Source organism: Pseudomonas sp. BN515 (genome assembly GCF_029873155.1).
GTDB lineage: Bacteria > Pseudomonadota > Gammaproteobacteria > Pseudomonadales > Pseudomonadaceae > Metapseudomonas.
Map to the genome: position 1 here is coordinate 1 of NZ_SSOH01000046.1, position 20,053 is coordinate 20,053.

A 20,053-nucleotide genomic window follows, 5' to 3' on the forward strand; every position below is an offset into this window, starting at 1 on the left:
CATTCCCAGCCCCACCCACCAGCGTGTCGTCTCCTGCGAAACCGTTCAGAACGTCACTTCCAGCTCCGCCGGTAAGCGTGTTGGCCAGTCCATTGCCCGAACCGGTGAAGGCACCACTACCGGTGTACGTCAGGTTTTCCAAGTTTGCGCCCAAGGTGTAGTTCGCCAGGGTGGTCCGGACCAGGTCAGTACCTTCGCCAGCAAGCTCGGTCACAACGTCCCCAAGCTCAGTCACTTCATAGGTATCGTTGCCCAGTCCACCCGCCATCGTGTCATTGCCAAGCCCACCATTGAGCACATCATCCCCCGCCTCGCCATTGAGCGTGTCGTTGCCGGCCAGGCCGTTGAGGATGTCGTTGCCGCCACCACCATTGGCCACATCATCGCCCGCGGTGCCAGTGAAGGTCTCACCCGCCGGGCCGCCGATGAACGCCACACCCACCGCGGCGGTCGCCGCCGAGTTCACCGTGTTGCTGAAGCCGCCGTCATCGACAAAGGTGGTCACGACCCGCAGGAAGCGCCCTGCCAGGGTCGCGTCCGGGGTGAAGTTGGCCGTGTTGGCGCCAGCGATGTTGGCGAAGGTCACCCCGTCGAGCGACGACTGCCACTGGAAGCTGAACACCGAAGTGGTGGTGCCATCGGCATCGGCGATGGTGCCGCGCGTGGCAGTCAGGCCCTGCCCCACCAACGGCGTGGTATCGCTGATCAGCGGCGCACCAGTCGGCGCATCGTTGACCGCAGTAGCCGCGACCAGATCCGTCACGTTCGACAGCACGGTCTCCAGCACACCATTGGCGTCCTTGTAGATGGCCATCACCCGCAGGGCCAGGCCGGCCAGGTCGGCGGTGACGCGGAAGCTGCGGCCCGTGGCGCGGGAGACCTCGCCGGCGGCGACGAAGGTGATGTCGTCGAAGATGCCGCTGCCCGCGTTGGTTTCCACCTGCCAGTAGTAGGACACCGCTCCGGTAATGGTGCCGCCGGCATTGTCGGCATCGGTCACGCCAGCCAGGGAAGCAGTGAGCAGCGTGCCGACTTCAGGCGTAGCGTCGCTGATGCTCACCGCGCCGACCGGGCGCGCATCGGTGCCGGACAGGTCGATGACGCCGTCGGTGAACTGCAGCCGCTCGATGCTGTTCAGGTGGTCGGTACCGTCACGTCCAGCCACCGAGTCAGTCACGGTGACCGTGCCATCGGCATTGACCACGAAGTCGTACTCCGACGACAGGCCACGGTACGCGGCCGTATCCAGTGCAGCGGTGCCTTGCAGGAGCTCCCGTACGATCACCAGCTGCCCGGCGTGATAGGTACCGTTGACCATCAGCGGCACCATCTCGGTCATGTTGTTGAAGCTGGCGATCTCCGCACCGCTGCCATCGAGGTTGGCCCGCACGCTGATGCGTACGTTCAGCCATCTGTCGCCATCGATCAGGTCATCGCCACCCCGTCCCATGATGATGTCGCTGCCGCTGCCGCCGAGCATGATGTTGCCGCCGTCGAAGAAGGCCACGGACGGCACAGCCACAGTACCGAGCATCTGGTTGAGGAAGCCCTGGAGCCCGGAGATCAGCGCGATGTTGGTCAGCACGCTGCCCTTGGCGCCGGCCACCGGCAACGAAGCGGCATCGGAATCGTCACCGCTAAGCACGTCACCGAAGGCGGAACCCGACAGACCTTCGACGAAGTCGAAGCGGGACAGTACCGAGGCACCTGAACCCGGCATCTGCGGCTGATCGAAGAAGCGGTCGCTGATGTCGATGGTGACGCCGCGGGTATCGTTCTTGAAGGTCGCCCAGTCGTAACCGGAGGAACCGATGTAACGGTCACCCTGGCCAGCGCTGCCGACCATGATGTCGTCGCCGCCCTCGGCGTTGAACTTGTCGTTTTCGCCGCTGCCGACGTAGACGTCGTTGCCGGCGATCGGGTCGTTGCCAGCCGGATCGAAGTTGTCACCAGGGGCGCCGTCCGAGGTACCGGCTTCCAGCCAGTCATCACCCTCGTTGCCCATGTCCTGCTCGTTGGCTTTCGAGCCCAGGATGAAGTCGTTGCCCTGGCCGCCGAAGGCTTCGCTGGCGTCTTCACCGGTGATGATGAAGTCGTTGCCGAAGCCGCCGAGGATCAGGTTGACGCCGTTGCCACCCTGGATCACGTCGTTGCCGTTGTCACCCTTGATGTTGTCGTCGCCACCCACGTCCGTGATGATGTCGTCGCCGTCGCCACCATTGATGAAGTCATTGCCGTAGCCGCCGTCCAGACGGTCCTCGCCGCCGTCACCATAGAGGGTGTCGTCGCCCTCGCTGGAGCGCAGGATGTCATTGCCGGCACTGCCGCCCAGCACCACGTGCTCGGCACCGCGATACAGCAGGTAGTTGGTGTCCGTCCCCGGGGTCGCCGGGTTGTCGCGGCTCACCTCTGGCAACAGCGGGTTGTCGCCCAGCGGGTCGGAGTTGCCAGCGATGCCGTCGGCACCAACCACGTCGTCTGCCGTGCCCTGGATACCATCCGCGCCGGCATCGTTGAGGCCGGTGTGCTGCACCAGCGGGTTGACCTCCAGGGTGAAGGCCGGAGTCAGGAAGACCACACCCGGCAGGTGGGTGGCATGGGTGTTGGCCATGATCAGCTTGGCGAACGAGTTGCCTTCCAGCTCAGCGTTGAAGTTCAGGCCGGCGGTACGTTCCAGGTAGTAGAAGCGGTCGCCGTCCTGGAGTTTCTCCAACTGGTTCTCGAACACGAAGTTGAAGGTCGAGCCCAGCATGCCGCCGAACGGCGTGACCTTCTCGGCCAGGCCACCGATCCAGAAGTCCACCAGGTTGAGGCCGGTTTCCACGCCGGTCCATGCGCCAGTGCCATTGAGGAAGTCCAGCCGGTCGGCAGGTGCGGTTGCCCCGCCCAGGACGATGGCGGTCGCGGCGGCACGTTTGTCGGCCAGCAGGGTGGCAGCGGTGATGGTGTCATGGGTACCGTAGGCCGCGATGAAGTTGATCAGCGACTCCGGATGCTTCAGGTGCATCACCATGTCGGCCCAGCTCACGTAGGGCTTCAGGTTGGCGTCGCCGGTGGCTTCGTAGAACGAGGCCCGGGCATGGTTGAGGCTCGGCACGCCGGTGTCGCGGCCACGGGCGATGTTCAGCGCTGCCAGGTCCAGCGGCAGGCCCACCAGGTTGTTGCGCAGCGCCTCGGTGACGAACTCGTCGATCTGGTTGCCCACGGTACGGGTCACGCCACGCACGATGGCACTGGTAGCGTCTTCCGGGGTCACGCCGCTGGCGGCATAGGCCAGCGGGTTGAGGAAGGCGGCGATCAGGCCCAGTTGCTGGTCGTTGGTCGGGTGCAGCGGGTCAGCGACGATCGGGTTGAAGTTGGCGTCGAAGCGATCGACTGTCTCAGTCAGCATCGAGTGGCCGAAACGGTAAACCGTGTGGGCGAACTCGGCGACGATCGACGGATCGAGGTTGACGTCATAGACCTGGGTCGGCGCGAAGAACGGGTCGACGTTGGGCTGGATGGTCCGCGCGAACTCCTCGAACACCAGGTGCTGGTACTGCATTTCGGTACCGAACTTGGCGGTCTGGAACAGCCGCTCGCCATTCCACTGCAGGGCGGCGATGTCCGCCGCAGTGGTCGGGAAGGCTGCCGGAGCCGTACCCGGCAGCAGCCACTCGGTGAGGAACGCCAGGTCGTTGCTGGCCAGCACGGTGGACTTGGTCTGCGCCACCAGGCGGTTGTGCTCGGAGTGGAAGATCGCGTGGACGGAGGTCAGGCCGATGTTCTCGTTGACCCGGCCGTCACCAGCCATGTAGTGCGCGTCGAGCAGCTCGTTGTCGTAGGTTCCCGCTGCCGGCGGAGTACCCACGTTGACGATGTTGTCGGCGTCGGCGGTCAGGCCGCCGGTGGGATCGGCGCTGTGGGCGATGTCGATGAGGAACTGGTGACCGGTGCTGACAGCGCCGGTCAGGCTGATCCCCACACCGCCGTTGGCGGTCGGGTCACCTTCGGTGAGCACATCGTCAGCGGTGCCCGGCAGGCCGTCAGGACCTACGAAGACCACCATCGGGAAGCCGTTCGGCCCCTTGATGAAGTTGCCGTAGTCGTCGGTGGCCAGCAGCGGCACATCGAACACGTTGGCATCGGTCAGGTTGATCCCGAGGATGTCACGGGCCTGGGCCTTGACCACTGCCCAGGTGGCCATGCCACCGATTTCCACGTCGTCGGCTGTGCCGAACTCGCCATCGGCACCCAGGTTGCGGTTGGTGATCAGCTCACCGGTCGCCTTGGGCCCAGTCGGGGTGGAGATGTACTCACGCAGGAACACCTGGTGAGACGGGTGCGAGCTGTAGGTCTGGTTCTGGTCGACGAAGGGCGAGGTGGTGTTCTCGTTCTGCCCCGGTACGCCGCCCACCTGGGTAGCGCGGGTGAGGACCATGAAGTTGGTCGGGCTGCCCGCGACGAAGCGCGGATCATCCGGCTGCAGCGGGATGAACACGGCGCCGCTGCCACCCTTGGTCACCAGGTCCAGGCCGTGGTCGAAGAACTGCCCGAAGAAGGTCATCCAGGCGTTGAACGGCGCGGTCAGGCCAGCGTCCGGCATGGTGTTGGCGATGAAGTTCACCTGCTGGTCATCGGCCGTGCCGAACAGACCGTCCAGGCCAGGACTGGTCACGACCAGGTTGCCGTCCTTCAACACATCGTCGGCCGTACCGAGAACCCCGTCCAAGCCAGGATCGAAGGTCGACGCCACCGCCGCCGGGTTGTTGGCGGTCTGGTCGACGATCAGGTTGCTGATGGTGCGCGGGTCGCTGTCCACCACGCTGACGGAGGTGTTGTAGTCGGTGTTGGCGACGCCGTTGAAGGCGGCCTCATCGTTCTCGTTGGTGAATTCAGGCGGCAACAGGCGCGGGAAGGTGTTGTCGGCTGCACCGAACTGGCTCTGGTCGATACCGGAGAAGTTCAGCAGGTTGTTGAACTCACCGGTGACGGTACGCAGGCCCATGGAGGCGCGCACGTTCGGCAGCAGGGACAGCAGGTCCACACCGGACGCATGTGCTTCAGCGATGCGGATCTGATCGAGGATGAAGTTCAGGTCCCCGCGCACCAGCTGGATGCCGGGGCCGCTCTGGGTAACGCCCGGCCCCACATCGACCACCGGAGTGGGCGGCGGCGGAGTGAAGGCGGCCACGGCGGCGGACGGTGCGGAGAACACCTGCTCGGTGACGCCGCCGGCATCCTGGTAGACGCCCTTGACCCGGATCGACAGACCCGCGAGGTCCGGAGTGATCCGGAAGCGGATGCCGTTGGCGCTCTGGAAGGCCAGGTCGCCCGCCGGTGCGGCGATGATGTCCTCGAATACGCCGCTGCCCGGAACGCGCTCGACCTGCCAGACATAGTTGACGTCGGTGATATCGCCGCCAGGGTTGTCACCGTCGTTGACGCCGGCCGCGGAGACGGTGAGGAAATCACCAACCTGCATGGCGCCGCCATTGGTATCGGTGATGGTCAGCAGTCCCGTCGGCTCGGCATTGAGGCCGGCGACCAGCACCTGCCTGCCGTCGGAGAACTGGATGCGCTCGACGTTGGTCAGGCGATCGATACCGTCGCGGCCGGCCACCGAGTCGGTCACGGTGACGGAACCGTCGGCATTGGTCACCACCGTGTAATCGGCAGCGCGCCCCCGGTAGTTGGCGGTGTCGAAGCCGGCACCGCTATCGAGCAGCTCACGCACTGCCACCAGCTGACCGGGGTTGAAGGTGTGGTTCAGCATCAGGGGGATCAGGTCCACCATGCTGTCGAAGGTGGCGATTTCCGCGCCGGTGCCATCGACATTAGCGCGTACGCTGATACGTACGTTCAGCATCAGGTCACCATCGATCAGGTCGTTGCCGCCGCGACCTTCCATGATGTCGCTGCTGCCACCGCCGAGGATGATGTTGCCGCCGACGAAGGTGTCCACCAGGTCATCCGCTGTGCCGAGGATGCCGTCCGCACCCACCGCGGCCTGGTCACCGACGAAGGCCCGCAGGCCGGTGATCAGGTCGAGGTTGGTCAGGGCACCGCCGGTGGCGCCGCCATGGTTGATGATGGTGGTCGGGTCCACGTCGTCGCCGCGCAGGATGTCGGCGAAGGCGGAACCGGACAGGCCTTCCACTTCGGCGAAGCGGTCGAAGATCGACGCCGGCGACTGTGCCACCGGGAAGGCGATGTGGTCGCCCACCTCACCGATGCCGAGGAAGGCCGCCAGGGCCAGGTCGACGGTGACGCCGATGTTGTCGTTCTTGTAGGTGACCCAGTCATAGCCGGACATGCCGTCCATCTTGTCCTGGGCATCGCTGCCCACGAAGATGTCGTCGCCGCCCTCCCCGATCATCTCGTCGAAGCCGCCGCCACCGATGAAGATGTCGTGACCGATCACGTTATCAGCCAGCAAGGGGGCGAAGTTGTCGCCGGGCGCACCGTCCTGGGTACCCCATTCGATCCAGTCGTTACCCTCGTTGCCGGTGGGCGGCAGGCTGGTCTTGGCGCTGTAGATGAAGTCGTCGCCCTGGCCACCGAAGGTGGTGGACATGTCTTCGATGGTGACGATGAAGTCCTTGCCGTTGCCGCCGAGGATCAGGTTGCCGGCGCCGCCGGCCATCATGTTGCCGACTTCGATCACGTCGTTGCCGTCGCCACCTTCCATGCGGTTGTCGCCACCCATATCGGTGAGGACGTCGTCACCGGCGCCACCCATGACGGTGTCGTTGCCGTACCCGCCTTCGAGTTCGTCGTTGCCGCCATCGCCGTAGAGGGTGTCGTCGCCGTCGCCGGAGATGAGAGTGTCGTCAAGCGCTGTGCCACCGAGCACTATGTGGTCTTCCCCGGTGTAGCGCAGGTAGTTGGTTTCCACGGCAGCGGTATTGGGATTGTCGCGGATCACCAGCGGGGTGATTTCAATACCGTTGATGACGATACCGCCGGTGGGGTCGGAGTTGCCGGCAATGCCGTCTGCGCCGACTACATCATCCGCCGTGCCCTGAATGCCGTCCGCGCCGGCGTCGTTCAGGCCGGTGTGCTGTGCGGCCTGGTTGACCTCGAGGATCCAGGTCGGTGTGGAGAAGATCGCGTTGGCCAGGTGAGTAGCATCGGTGTTGAGCATCACCAGCTTGGCGAAGGAGTTGTTCTCCAGCTCCGTGCCGAAGTGCATCCCCGCGGTGCGCGACAGGTAATAGAAGCGGTCACCGTTCTGCAGGGCCTCCAGCTGGGTCTCGAACACGAAGTTAAAGGTCGAGCCGAGCATGCCGCCGAAGGGCATCTTCTCTTCGGCCAGGCCGCCGATCCAGAAGTCAATCAGGTCCAGGCCGGTGGTGGTCACACCATCGGCGCCGCTGGCCCAGGCCCCGGTGCTGTGCAGGAAGTCCATGCGGTCGGCCGGTTCGCCGGCGCCGCCCAGCACCAGCAGGGTTGCGGCGGCGCGCTTGGCCGCCAGGGTAGTGGCGCCAGTGATGCTGGCGTGGGTGCCGTAGGCGGCGATGAAGTTGATCAGCGATTCCGGGTGCTTCAGGTGATCGAGGAAGTCCACCCAGCTCGTGTAGGGTGTGAGCTGCTCGTCGCCGGTCATGTGGTAGAACTCGCGGCGAGCGGCGTTCAGCGAGGGAATGCCAGCGTCACGACCACGGGCGATATTGATGGCTGCGAGGTCCAGCGGCAGGCCCACCAGGTTGTTGCGCAAGGCCTCGGTGACGAACTCGTCGATCTCATTGCCCACGGTGCGGGTCACACCACGGACGATGGCCCCAGCAGCGGCTTCCGCCGTCGGGCCGCTGGCGGCATAGGCCAGTGGGTTGAGGAAGGCGGCGATCAGGCCCAGCTGCTGGTCGTTGGTTGGGTGCAACGGGTCCGCCGTGATCGGGTTGAAGTTCGGGTCGAAGCGATCGATGGTCTCGGTCAGCATCGAGTGGCCGAAGCGGTAAACCGTGTGGGCGAACTCGGCGACGATGGACGGATCGATGGTGGTGTCATAGCCGGTAGGCGCCAGGAACGCATCAACCTGCGGCTGGATGGTACGGGCGAACTCCTCGAACACCAGGTGCTGGTACTGCATCTCGGTGCCGAACTTGGCGGCCTGGAACAGACGCTCGCCGTTCCAGTCCAGGGCAGCGATCTCGGCGGCAGTAGTCGGGAATACGGTTGGCGCCGTACCCGGCATCAGCCAGGGGGTCAGCTCGGCCAGGTTGCCGGAGGCCAGCAGCGTGCTCTTGGTCTGTTCCACCAGGCGGTTGTGCTCGGAGTGGAACACATGGTGCACGGTGGTCAGGCCGATGTTCTCGTTGACCCGGCCGTCACCGGCCATGTAGTGGGCGTCCAGCAGCTCGTTGTCATAGGTTCCGGCTGCGGGCGCGGTTCCCACGTTGATGATGTTGTCGGCATCCGCGGTCAGACCGCCCGTGGGGTCAGCGCTGTGGGCGATGTCGATGAGGAACTGGTGGCCGGTGCCGACCGCATTGGTCAGGTCGATCGGCGCCAGCGGGTTGCCTTCCACCAGGATGTCATCGGCGGTGCCGGCCAGGCCGTCGGCTCCTTTCATCACCACCTGCGGGAAGCCATTCGGCCCCTTGATGAAGTTGCCATAGGCATCGGTGGCCAGCAGCGGCACGTCAAACACGTTGGCATCGGTCAGGTTGATCCCGAGGATGTCACGGGCCTGTGCCTTGACCACCGCCCAGGTGGCCATGCCGCCAAGTTCCGTATCGTCGGCGGTACCGAATTGGCCATCCGCGCCCAGGGCGCGATTGGTGATCAGCTTGCCGGTGGCATGGGGATGACCATCGGCACCGATCTCGTAGGCACGCAGGAACACCTGGTGCGACGGGTGCGAGCTGTAGGTCTGGTTCTGGTCGACGAAGGGCGAGGTGGTGTTCTGGTTGAGGCCAGGGCCACCGAACTGGGTGGCGCGGGTCAGGACCATGAAGTTGGTCGGGCTGCCCACCACGAAACGCGGGTCGTCCGGTTGCAGGGGAATGAAAACGATGTCGTTGCCACCCTTGGTGACCAGGTCCAGGCCGTGGTCGAAGAACTGACCGAAGAAGGTCATCCAGGCGTTGAAGGGCGCAGATAGGCCGGCGTCAGGGGCAACGTTCGGAATGAAGAAGGTCGGCTTGTCATCGGCCGTGCCGAACAACCCATCAAGGCCGGGACTGGTCACGACCTGGGCGCCGTCCTTCAACACGTCGTCGGGCGTTCCGAGGATCCCGTCGACGCCAGGATCGAAGGCCGCCGCCACGGCCGCCGGGTTGCTGGCGGTATCATCGACGATCAGGTTACTGATGATGCGCGGCTGGGCGTCGATTACCGTCCCGGTGGTCTGCGCGTAGGACGTGCCGGCATCGGCGGTCCGGAACACCGGGTCCAGCAGACGCGGGAAAAGGTTGTCCGCGGAACCGAACTCGGTCTGGCCGGCAAACAGGTTGTTGAACGAGCCGTCTATGGTGCGCAGGCCGAAGGGCACCTGCACGTTGGGCAGCAAGTCAATGAGCTCCTCGCCATTGGCGTGGGCTTCAGCGATGAGAATCTGCTGGAGAATGAAATCCAGGTCCGCGAGGTTGAAATTGGCCATTTGCTGATTCCTCAATTCCGACTGCGTAAGGGCGTGCGCCATGGCAGCAAGGACAGGGCTCCACGCTTTCGACTTGACTTCGGGATTTGGGGGACTAGATGACGCCTACCTTGAAGCGACGCTGGTGCTAGCGCGATTCACGCTCTTCAGCAGGAGGTTCTATCCCTGAAGGTGCCGGCAATGTCGTGCCGACACCGGGGGTCATCCGCCCGGCGGACCGTGAAATTCGGAAAGATGCTGCGAGAGGGGCGAAAGCGCCCCTGGAAATGCGGTGTGCGAAACAGTGCTCATGACGTTCTCCCTAGCGTTCATTGTTTCTCGGCTAAGGCTGCAACGCCCTCACGGTGCAGCTATCCGCATTGCGAAACAATTTCTTACATACCTGACTAAAGATTCGCCAAAAAACACTGTCAAGCGTACGTCATTCCTACCAAATTCGACCGTTTAGATCACTTAAGTCATTATTTTTAATCGAATTTCCACTGCAATATGTTCTTACAAAGGCAATTCCGAGGGGCACTCCGGGGCCATCCCCACCCATTTCGGGGGCCATCCCCAATTGCTGAAAAGCCCGTCCTAGAGCGCTTCGCGACTGACGCTTCCGTTAATCCGCTGTTTGCCACCGCCCGGAGGAGCCGGGCCTAGCCTTGCAAAATCCGCGACTTCATGAGTCAAAAAACCGTGCTTTTTGCCTGAATAGGCAGCGGGAGTGGAATTTGTGTAGGAGCGAGCTTGCTCGCGAAGTGGCGGCTCAGGAGGTTCGCAAGCAAGCTCGCTCCTACAGTCCGCTGCGCCCCCGGGATGAGGCGCGGGAAATGGGATCAAGCCAGACGAACGCCGGGAGTGCGATGGGCGACTTCCAACTCGCCAATCTTCTCCAGCCGCGCCCTTACGATGTTGCGGCTGATGCCCAGCAGGCGGGCGGTCTGTAACTGGTTGCCGTGGCAGAAGCGGTAGGCGGTGCGGAACAGGCGTTCCTCGATGCGTTCGTAGAGGTCCGGCCGGTTCTCCTCGAACAGTGCCTCCAGCGCGGCTTCCAGGCCAACGGGCTGGAGCGGCTGGTCCTGGCGGATGGAGGCCAGGCGAATGTCCACCAGGTGCAGGTCAGCCGGTTGTACCTGGCGGTTGCGGCACACCAGCAGCGCGTGGTGGATAGCGTTCTCCAGTTCACGGATGTTGCCCGGCCAGCCATGGACGAGCAGCTTGCGCTCGGCTTCCGGACTCAGGCTCGCCGGGGTGTAGCCGAGGCGTCGGCAATGTTCTTCGAGGAAGAATGCCGCCAGGGGCAGGATGTCCCCCTTGCGCTCGCGCAGCGGCGGCAACTGGATCTTGGCCACATGCAGCCGGTAGAAGAGGTCCTCGCGGAAATGTCCGGCGATGACGGCATCCGCCAGGTTGACGTTGGTCGCCGCCACCAGGCGCACATCGATGGGGATCGGTGTGCGCGAGCCGAGCCGCACCACTTCCCGCTCCTGCAGCACCCGCAGGAGCTTCACCTGCATGTTCAACGGCAAGTCACCGATCTCGTCGAGGAACAGGGTGCCGCCGTTGGCCGCCTCGAACCAACCGGCCTTGCTCTGAGTGGCACCAGTGAAGGCCCCCTTCTCGTGACCGAAGAGCTCGCTCTCCACCAGGGTTTCCGCGAAGGCGCCACAGTTCACCGCCACGAACGGACCACCGGAGCGGCGACTGAGGTTGTGGATATGCCGGGCCACCAGTTCCTTGCCAGTGCCGGTTTCCCCGACGATCAAGGCGTTGGCCTCGCTGGGAGCCAGGCGCTCGATGCGGCCGAGCAGATCACGGGAGGCCGGATCCTCGAAAACAAGCACAGTGGCCCGGACGGACTTGGTCAGTTCACGGGCATTGGGGAGAGTAAGCAGAGACATGGTGCATTCCTGGCATCCGAAAGCGCAGAGGAATGATGCCCGATGCCCATATAGATAAAAAAATTATCTATTCGCATTTATATATTCCAATTTCACATATGCACGGACACTCCATCGCCAGCAGAGGTGTTGCCAGGGCAACACCCAAGCAACAAAACTGCTGCCCATCAGCCAGAGAACATCCGCAAAACGTCACCTAACTGCCCTGATTCCGCACACTTTGCGCCTTGGTACGCCCCTTGCTCTGTCCTGCTGCACACAGAGCAACATCACAAGGGATTCCCCATGACCAAGCCGATCAAAGTGGTCGCTGTCACCGGCAGCACCTTCCGTCCTTCCCGCACCCTGGTCCTGACTCAGGCCATCGTCGCCGAACTGGGCCAGCACCTGCCCATCCACAGTCACCTGATCGAACTGGGCGACATCGCCCGCTCGGTCGGCGGCGCGCTGTCCCGCAAGGAATTGCCGGAGACGGTCGAGCACGAACTGCGCGCCATCGAAAGCGCCGACCTGCTGGTGGTGGCCACGCCGGTCTATCGCGGTACCTATCCGGGCCAGTTCAAGCACCTGTTCGACCTGATCGACCAGAACGCCCTGATCGACACCCCGGTGCTGCTCGCCGCCACCGGCGGCAGCGAGCGCCACGCGCTGGTCCTCGACCACCAACTGCGCCCGCTGTTCAGCTTCTTCCAGTCGCTGACCCTGCCCATCGGCGTCTACGCCTCCGAGGCCGATTTCGACAACTACCAGATCAGCAGTGACGCGCTGAAAGCCCGCATCCGCCTCGCCGCCGAACGTGCAGCGCCTCTATTCCCCGGCGCTGCCGCCGACCTGCTGAAGATCGCCTGAAGGACCTGACATGAACGTTTTCTGGTTTCTCCCCACCCACGGCGATGGCCATTTCCTCGGCACCACCCAGGGCGCCCGGCCGGTCTCCCTGCCCTACCTCAAGCAGGTGGCGCAGGCCGCCGACAGCCTCGGCTACCACGGCGTATTGATCCCCACCGGCCGCTCCTGCGAGGACTCCTGGGTGGTCGCGTCGGCCCTGGCACCCCTGACCGAGCGTCTGCGCTACCTGGTGGCGATCCGTCCGGGAATAATCTCCCCCACCGTCTCCGCGCGCATGGCCGCGACCCTCGACCGCCTTTCCGGCGGGCGCCTGCTGATCAACGTGGTCACCGGCGGCGACCCGGACGAAAACCGTGGCGATGGCATCCACCTGAGCCATGCCGAACGCTACGAGGTCACCGACGAGTTCCTGCGTATCTGGCGCCGCGTGTTGCAGGGCGAGTCGGTTGATTTCGAGGGCAAGCACATCCAGGTGGAGAACGCCAAGGCGCTCTACCCGCCGCTCCAGCAGCCCTATCCGCCGCTCTACTTCGGCGGCTCCTCCGACGCTGCCCATGACCTGGCCGCCGAGCAGGTGGACGTCTACCTGACCTGGGGCGAACCGCCCGCGGCAGTGGCGAAGAAGATTGCCGACGTACGCGAACGCGCCGCCCGCCATGGCCGCACCGTGAAGTTCGGGATTCGCCTGCACGTGATCGTGCGCGAAACGGCGGAAGAAGCCTGGCGCGCCGCCAGCAAGCTGATCGAGCACATTTCCGACGACACCATCGCCGCCGCCCAGCAGTCCTTCGCCCGTTTCGATTCCGAAGGCCAACGGCGCATGGCCGCGCTGCATGGCGGACGCCGCGACAACCTGGAAATCGCCCCGAACCTCTGGGCCGGCGTCGGGCTGGTGCGTGGTGGCGCCGGCACCGCCCTGGTGGGCGACCCACAGCAGGTGGCGACGCGCATCAAGGAATACGCCGACCTCGGCATAGAGAGCTTCATCTTTTCCGGCTACCCGCACCTGGAAGAGGCCTACCGCTTCGCCGAACTGGTGTTCCCGCTGCTGCCCGAGCCCTACGCCAGTCTGGCCGGTCGCGGCGTCACCAACCTCACCGGCCCGTTCGGCGAAATGATCGCCAACGACGTATTGCCCAAGGCCGCTGCGAGCTGAGCCTGCCCGCCCCTTCTCACCAAGGGGCGTCCCAACAAGAATCTCACCTGAAGAGGTATCCCGCGTGAATGCCCCGCAGCATCTCCCCCATCCCTCGCCACTGGAAATTGCCCGCGAGCTGGCGGCCGGCTTTGCCGAAACGGCCGCCGAGCGCGACGCCCGTGGCGGTACACCCAAGGCCGAACGCGATGCCATCCGCCAGAGCGGCCTGCTGTCACTGATCATTCCCGAGCAATACGGCGGACTCGGCCAGGACTGGCAAACCACCCTGGACGTGGTACGCGAATTCGCCCGCGTGGACAGCTCCATCGCCCACGTCTTCGCCTTCCAGCACCTGATGCTCGCGACCGTGCGCCTGTTCTCCCGCCCCGAGCAATGGCAGCCCTGGTTCCAGCTCACCGCACGCAGCCAATGGTTCTGGGGTAACGCGCTGAACCCACTGGACACCCGAACGACGGTGAAGCGCTTCGACGGCTGGCGAGAATTCTCCGGCAAGAAGAGCTTCTGCTCCGGTGCCCTCGATTCGCAGATGCTGATCGCCTCCGGCCTGGACGAAGAAACCGGCAAGCTGCTGATCGCTGCCATCCCCACGGCCCGTAGCGGCATCAGCCTGGCAGATGACTGGGACAACATCGGCCAGCGCCAGACCGACAGCGGCAGCGCAATCTTCGAGCGGGTGCGGGTCGAGGAAAACGAACTGCTGCTGGACCCGGGCCCGCTGAGCACGCCCTTCGCCTGTCTGCGCCCGCTGATCGCGCAACTGATCTTCACCCATATCTACCTGGGCATTGCCGAAGGCTCCTTTGAGGAGGCCCGCGCCTACACGCTCAAGGAAGCCCGCCCCTGGTTCAAATCACCGGCCAGCCACATCGGTGAAGATCCCTACGTGCTGGCCCATTACGGCGAGTTCTGGGTAGGCCTGGAAGGCGTCCGTGCCCTGGTGAGGCGCGCCGCCGCCCTGCTGGACGCAGCCTGGAACCAGGGCCCCGACCTCGGTGAGGCCCAGCGGGGCGAACTGGCCCTGGCCATCGCCACCGCCAAGGTTGCGGCCACCCGCACTGGCCTCGACCTGTGCAGCCGCCTGTTCGAGGTGACCGGCGCGCGCTCCACCCATGCCGCCCTGCGCCTGGACCGCCACTGGCGCAACCTGCGCACCCAGACCCTGCACGACCCGGTGGACTACAAGGTCCGCGAACTGGGTGAGTGGGCCCTCAACCAGACCCTGCCGAAGCCGACCTTCTACTCATGAAAGCACCGCGCCAAGCCCCTTCCGGCCTGCTCACCCTCCCCCCCTCCCCAGCCCTGGCCACATCCGTGCGGGCCACCGCCCAGGTGTTCGAAGACCCCAAGTCCCAGGCGCTGCTGGCGCACCTGCAGCAGGTGGCGCCGAGTGAGGCCAGCGTGCTGATCATCGGCGAAACCGGTACCGGCAAAGAGCTGGTGGCGCGCCACGTGCACAACCTCAGCAGTCGCCGTGACGGCCCCTTCGTGGCGGTCAACTGCGGCGCGTTTTCCGAGTCCCTGGTGGAGGCCGAGCTGTTCGGCCATGAGAAAGGCGCCTTCACCGGCGCGCTGGCGGCCAAGGCCGGCTGGTTCGAAGCGGCCAACGGCGGCACGCTGTTCCTCGATGAGATCGGCGACCTGCCCATGCCCATCCAGGTCAAGCTGCTGCGGGTGCTGCAGGAGCGGGAGGTTGTGCGCCTGGGTTCGCGCAAGAGCATCCCCATCGACGTGCGGGTGCTGGCCGCCACCAACGTGCAACTGGAAAAGGCCATCAATGCCGGGCATTTCCGCGAAGACCTGTACTACCGGCTCAACGTCGTCAGCCTGGAGCTCAGCCCCCTGCGCGAGCGGCCCGGCGACATCCTGCCGCTGACCCGCCACTTCATCGACGAATACAGCCGCCGCCTCGGTTACGGCCGCAGCGAACTCAGCGCCGAAGCCGAACACAAGCTGCGCGGCTATTCCTGGCCGGGCAACATCCGCGAGCTTGAGAACGTCATCCACCACACCCTGCTGATCTGCCGCGACGGGCTGATCCAGGCCGCCGACCTGCACTTGTCGAACCTGCGTATCGACCGCCCGGAGGAACCCCGTGCCCACGAAGGCGGCGCCGAGGCGCAATTGCAGCAGGCCTTCCAGCGCCTGTTCGCGGAGCAGGCCGACAACCTGCACCAGAAGGTGGAAGACGCCCTGCTCCGTGCGGCCTACCGCCACTGCCACTACAACCAGGTGCACACGGCCAACCTGCTCGGCCTCAGCCGCAACGTCACCCGCAGTCGCCTGATCGCCATAGGCGAGCTGGTGGTGAGCCGGCGCGGCGTGCAACGTATCGACGGCCAGCGCGAGGTGCAGCTATCGGTCTGATGGCTCAGCTCGGCCGCAAACCCTGAGTGGGCAACGCCGCGGGACCGCAGCATTCGCCCGTCTCCGGCAAAGAATCGTCGGTGGCGCTGACCTGTCGTCCCTCGGCATCCAGGCCGACCACGCCCACCACCCGGTAGCAGTCGACGTCATCTTCCAGCGGAATGGCGAACAGCCGCACCGTTTCATCCAGGGCGAAGTGGTGCACTTCCTCGCCGACCGCAACGCCATCGCGATAGGCCTGCAGGTACAGCTCGGCGGCCACCGCGTCGCCTTCTTCGGCACGGCTGAGCACGCCGACCAGGCTGTCCTCGTCGTCCACCACCTGCAGCCAGTGCCCACGCAGATGCACCTCGGCCGCCCGCACCGGGGCGGCGGCCAGCCCCAGCAGGCAGAAGATCGCCAATACCCGCAGCGGAAATCCCATCAGCGGCTGCTCAACTGGCTGTAGTCGTCAGGTGTCGGCAGACCCAGCCATTCCTGCCAGCGCTGCAGGTCGCCACGGGCACTTTCGAACAGGGCACTGGCCTTCATCTTGTCCAGGGAGCTCACGCACTCTTCCAGCGGTGCCTCCTCGCGCAAGCAGGGGTTGCCTGTAGGCAACTGGGTGCCCGCCAGGTACGACACCAGGAAGTAGGTGGCCGCGTTGTCGGTGGGGAAGATGTGCCGGCCGCCGGTACGCAGCCAGCCGCGCAGGGCTTCGGTCAGGTTGTCAGCATAGGCCTTGGCGTCGGGGGTGAAATCGACTTCGGTGCAGTCCTTCAGGTAGAGATTGCTTGCGGTTTCATCGCTGACCTTGCCGTACACGGTGCAATAGAGGTCGACGTATTTCCCCTCGACCACCGGCTCGGAGAACTTCTTCGGATCGCTATGGAGCTCCGCCTGCACGTTGAACATGTCGTTGGCGCCGGGCAGCTCCAGGATCACGTCATCGGCATAGTCGATGCGAACGGCCAGGACCTCGCCGGTGACGATGAGCTTGCGGCCCCTGAAGAAGGGATCGACCGCCTCGTCGTCGCCTTCATACAACCGCGCCAGCTTCGAGCTGGGCATGCGCTCCACCGGGTTGACCATCGACAGCGCGTTCAGCGCCGACTTCCCTCCGCTCAGGGCCACCAGGTAGTCCTGCTCCATGATGTGGCGAAAGAAGTTCAGGGCGCCCGGGTCCACCTTCGGGTGATCGCCACTCTCCTGCTTGGACAGGGCATCGCCATCCTTGGCCTGCAGCGCGGGAGCGGGCGCCGAGACCAGTTCCCTGGCGGTGGTACTGATGTGCACGCCGAGAAGGAACAGCGGCACCGCAAGAATGGCCACGGCGACACTGCTGCCGGCTTTCCCGGTGAGGCTTTCGATCGCGCACCAGGACGCCGGGCACAGCCAGATCGCACCGGACAGCATCAGCAATCCGCCGATGATGGAACTGCCCATGACCCCGAAAGACGCGGCAACCAGGACCGAACAGACGATCCAGCAGATCGGCCGGATGACAGGTACGAACTTCATTCAATGCCCCTTCTCGTAGCAAGACTGGTCCCGGATGTTCCCGGAAGGCCGTGACCCTCCTCGGGTCATCGACCTCGGGACAGCAGGATTCTTGGAGGGGGAAGGCGGAAATCAAAATCAGCAATCTTCATTTCCCGTCAGCAATGCGCGGCCTGCGGATTCCAGGGGGTCGAAGGTGCGAAAGGACCACTGAGCCAAGCTGCTTGCCGAGTTATGCGGATGTTTCTGGTTTCGCCTCCCGGCGAGTCTCTTTTGGCAGTCGCCCCAAAAGAAACCAAAAGGGCTTGCCCCTGCATCCGGGTCCGGCTTCGCCGGACTTCCCTCCCTCCATCGTTGCGCCGGGGGCACGGCGAGAGGGGCCATCCATGGCCCCACACGCCTCTCGCGGCATCCATGCCGCTCGTCCCCCTCTGCAACGATTCCGCTCAGCCTCCTGAAGGGGCGGAGTCGCTGCCCCACCTCGGTTGCCCAGTTTCAGGCCGCAAGCTGCTTCAGGATTGTTTGGACCTCGCCGGCGCGAGTCACCCCTCTCCTCTTCAGGGAGAGGGGCCGGGGGTGAGGGATGTGTCGGCTGGCACGGAAGTTCAGTAGGCCCACCACTAGAGCTCTCAATTCAACGTCGCAACAGCTAACACAGACAAAGCTCTTTAGCTGGTGGGGCCAAAGCCCCAGCGCCTTCCCCCGAACAGCAATGACCATTTTTGATTCGCATCAGGCGCAGAGCGGCTTCGACAATCGACGGCGTGACAACTTCAGTGGAGCGTTTGAAATGCTGGTCCTGTGTCGAAACGTCGGGGAATCCCTGGTCATCCAGCAGACGCCGGAGACCCTCACTCGCATCAAGGTCATTCGCACGGAGCGGCCCACGGTCATCCTGAGCGTGGAAACCCGAACCCTGGATGGACAACTCATGGAGCGGACCGAGCTGCGCCTGCCGGAAACCGCCTGACAGGGACGGGCGTCGGAGAGCGGTCCGCCCGTGGCCGCCACTCCGCCCCGGCCTGGAACTCAACGGTTGAGACAACGGACGTTGTCGATCTCGCGGGCGTAGTAGCAGATCACCCTGCCATCGGGCACAGGCAGGAATTCCAGGCGCAATGTCGCCCCCGTCGCCAGACCGTACTGTCGCCCGAAGAACACATCGGGAATCTCGCTCAGCTGTTGCAATGGCTTGGCACGGCTGGTCTGGGCTTTCTGCAGCTGGAGTTCGAGACTGCGGGGACCGACATGAACGACGTCCGCCAGCAGGGACGCGTAGTTCACCTCCGAGCCGACCCGCTCCATGGCGGCGAAGCTCAGCACATCACCGATGATGACCCGCTCTTCCGAACGTATCAGGCTGCCGTCGTTGAGCACGATGCGATTCGCGCCATGGTAGGAAACCCCGCGCGAATAGGCCGCGTGATCGAACGCCAGTCCGGCCACCGCCAGCAGGGCAAGGCCACCGAGGATGAACGCATGCTTGTAGCGGCGCAGCATCATGGCCAGCCCCTCATGCAGCGGCGGACCATCTCCAGTTGCAGATTGGCCATCGGGTTGTCCTCCAGGAAGATCAGGTTCTCCGTCGCGCCATCGGTACGGACGCAACTGAGGTCGTAGAGACGGTTGGAGCGGTTGATCCAGATATGCCCGGCCAATCCATCCTCACGGGTGTCCAGCGCCGGCTTGAACGCTTCGCGGATGCGGGCGATCTCCTCGGCACTGTCACCGACGAAATGGAAGGTCGTCGGCCCCGCCACCACGTCCTCGACCACCAGGTCGGACGCGGCGCCATCGAATACGCCCAGGCGATACAGCACCACCAGGGCGAGCAGGCAGAACATCGCCCCATAGGCTGGCACCAGCAGCTTCGGCGAGCGCAGCAGGCGCTCCAGCCGATTTTCGCGAGCGGTGATTGACGCAGCCGCCGCAGGCACAGATTCCACCGGCTCAATAGCGGTTGGCACATCGGAAACGGCCGCTGCGGACTCGGGCGCGGAATCGTCCACCACGTACTGCGCATTGAACCGATAGCCCCGGCGCGGGACCGTCTGCAGCAGTTCGTGGTCGGTGCCGTCTTCGATCAGATTGCGCAGGGTGAATATCGCCTGATTGAGACTTCCCGCGGCAACGACGCGATTGTCCCAGGCATATTCCATTATTTCGTTGCGACTACGGGTTTCCCCGGGACTATCCAGCAGAAGTTGTAACAGGCGCGATTCCGAATAGGACAAGGTCACCGCACGCGGATCGCCGGAAGTCAAACTTATATGTAACTGATTATTCGCGGCATCGAATACTGCAGTGCCGCCACTTTTCAGCTGAAACTTGAACTGGCTTTTCATGAAAGTTTTCTGAGCTTATTGATTTCATTACCCGCAGGAGAGACTGCGAATTCTCTCGCACATCGACTTACAGCTGCACGCTGCACGGCATAAATAACGATTTTTGATTCTTGTTTTCCGCGCCCCTGCCTCAGAGTGCCAGGGCGCCGGAAATGGCGCGGCAGCGCGGCGTTGCAGTTCTCCTCCCCTCCTGGCGGCACGCCGCGCTGCCACTTTCGAAGCCGGTACCGGCGAGCCTTTGCCGGTCTCAGGCGCGCGCATGCCGACGCGTCTTCAACAGGAATCCCCATGCATTTCAAAGAACTTTCCATCCTTGCGCTTTCGACAGCGCTGTTCGGTTGTTCAATGGCGCCGAGCATCGACCCCTCGATAGTTTCAGGAAAACAGA

At 64.2% G+C, this 20,053-nt stretch carries 12 protein-coding genes; 5 read left to right on the forward strand and 7 right to left on the reverse strand.

Annotated elements, in window-relative coordinates; genetic code table 11:
• Positions 1 to 9,583, reverse strand: a 9,583-nt coding sequence (locus E8E91_RS12135) for a peroxidase family protein (RefSeq protein WP_280375939.1), incomplete at its 3' end; no start/stop codon positions are given.
• Between the two features lie 821 nt (positions 9,584 to 10,404).
• Positions 10,405 to 11,469 carry a sigma-54 dependent transcriptional regulator gene (locus E8E91_RS12140; RefSeq protein ID WP_280375940.1) on the reverse strand — a complete coding sequence of 355 codons (1,065 nt, stop codon included), beginning with the start codon at positions 11,467 to 11,469 and terminating at the stop codon, positions 10,405 to 10,407.
• A 285-nt stretch (positions 11,470 to 11,754) separates the two neighbouring features.
• Between E8E91_RS12140 and msuE the strand changes: the two genes are divergently transcribed.
• The 4 genes from msuE (at position 11,755) to E8E91_RS12160 (ending at position 15,841) form a co-directional block, all read left to right on the forward strand.
• Complete coding sequence (gene msuE, locus E8E91_RS12145; protein ID WP_280375941.1) at positions 11,755 to 12,318, forward strand: FMN reductase; 564 nt, start codon at positions 11,755 to 11,757, stop codon at positions 12,316 to 12,318.
• Between the two features lie 10 nt (positions 12,319 to 12,328).
• Positions 12,329 to 13,474 (forward strand): FMNH2-dependent alkanesulfonate monooxygenase, encoded by a 1,146-nt coding sequence (gene ssuD, locus E8E91_RS12150; protein ID WP_280372261.1) that lies wholly within the window; start codon positions 12,329 to 12,331, stop codon positions 13,472 to 13,474.
• A gap of 64 nt (positions 13,475 to 13,538) precedes the next feature.
• Positions 13,539 to 14,723, forward strand: a complete 1,185-nt coding sequence (locus E8E91_RS12155) for an acyl-CoA dehydrogenase family protein (protein WP_280375942.1) — start codon at positions 13,539 to 13,541, stop codon at positions 14,721 to 14,723.
• Positions 14,720 to 15,841, forward strand: coding sequence for a sigma-54 dependent transcriptional regulator (locus tag E8E91_RS12160; protein ID WP_280372263.1), 1,122 nt, complete (start codon positions 14,720 to 14,722; stop codon positions 15,839 to 15,841). Before E8E91_RS12155 ends, E8E91_RS12160 begins: the two co-directional genes overlap by 4 nt.
• Positions 15,842 to 15,845: 4 nt before the next feature.
• Here the strand turns inward: E8E91_RS12160 and E8E91_RS12165 are convergent, their stop codons facing one another.
• Positions 15,846 to 16,265 carry a hypothetical protein gene (locus E8E91_RS12165; RefSeq protein ID WP_280375943.1) on the reverse strand — a complete coding sequence of 140 codons (420 nt, stop codon included), beginning with the start codon at positions 16,263 to 16,265 and terminating at the stop codon, positions 15,846 to 15,848.
• Positions 16,265 to 17,341, reverse strand: coding sequence for a hypothetical protein (locus E8E91_RS12170; protein WP_280375944.1), 1,077 nt, complete (start codon positions 17,339 to 17,341; stop codon positions 16,265 to 16,267). Before E8E91_RS12170 ends, E8E91_RS12165 begins: the two co-directional genes overlap by 1 nt.
• A 769-nt stretch (positions 17,342 to 18,110) precedes the next feature.
• On the opposite strand from E8E91_RS12170, the gene E8E91_RS12175 reads away from it, so the two are divergent.
• Positions 18,111 to 18,290: a hypothetical protein gene (locus E8E91_RS12175; protein WP_280375945.1), complete on the forward strand. Its 180-nt coding sequence runs from the start codon at positions 18,111 to 18,113 to the stop codon at positions 18,288 to 18,290.
• 59 nt (positions 18,291 to 18,349) lie between these two features.
• Here E8E91_RS12175 and E8E91_RS12180 read toward each other — a convergent pair whose 3' ends face one another.
• The 3 genes from E8E91_RS12180 to E8E91_RS12190 are packed head-to-tail and all read right to left on the reverse strand — an operon-like array spanning position 18,350 to position 20,024.
• Positions 18,350 to 18,823 carry a hypothetical protein gene (locus E8E91_RS12180; RefSeq protein ID WP_280375946.1) on the reverse strand — a complete coding sequence of 158 codons (474 nt, stop codon included), beginning with the start codon at positions 18,821 to 18,823 and terminating at the stop codon, positions 18,350 to 18,352.
• Positions 18,820 to 19,665, reverse strand: coding sequence for a winged helix-turn-helix domain-containing protein (locus E8E91_RS12185; protein ID WP_280375947.1), 846 nt, complete (start codon positions 19,663 to 19,665; stop codon positions 18,820 to 18,822). The genes E8E91_RS12180 and E8E91_RS12185 overlap by 4 nt, the downstream gene beginning before the upstream one ends.
• A complete protein-coding gene (locus E8E91_RS12190; protein ID WP_280375948.1) occupies positions 19,662 to 20,024 on the reverse strand; it encodes a hypothetical protein in 363 nt (120 codons plus the stop codon). The genes E8E91_RS12185 and E8E91_RS12190 overlap by 4 nt, the downstream gene beginning before the upstream one ends.
• Between the last annotated feature and the right edge of the window lie 29 nt (positions 20,025 to 20,053).